Source organism: Vogesella perlucida, assembly GCF_979366545.1.
In genome coordinates, this window is sequence record NZ_CEETRO010000064.1 from 1 (window position 1) to 293 (window position 293).

At 49.5% G+C, this 293-nt stretch carries 2 rRNA genes; both read right to left on the reverse strand.

The features are described 5' to 3' along the window. Positions 1–98 (reverse strand): 5S ribosomal RNA (gene rrf, locus ACZ9XP_RS17930); the annotation flags it as partial. A 105-nt stretch (positions 99–203) separates the two neighbouring features. Further along, a 23S ribosomal RNA gene (locus tag ACZ9XP_RS17935) occupies positions 204–293 on the reverse strand; the annotation flags it as partial.

Sequence of the window (293 nt, forward strand, 5' to 3'; positions counted from 1 at the left end):
ACTTTCACACAGGTATCTGCACTATCATCGGCGCTGAGGCGTTTCACGGTCCTGTTCGGAATGGGAAGGCGTGGGACCACCTCGCTATGGCCACCAGACATAAACTGTCACAAACTCGAAGAAGCCAATCTGAGGTCTTACCTCAGACAGTAGAATTTTTGTATCAACCAGCGCTTCATCATCAACAAAGCAACTCAAATGATAGGATCAAGCCTCACGAGCAATTAGTATCGGTTAGCTTAACGCCTCACAGCGCTTCCACACCCGACCTATCAACGTCCTGGTCTCGAACG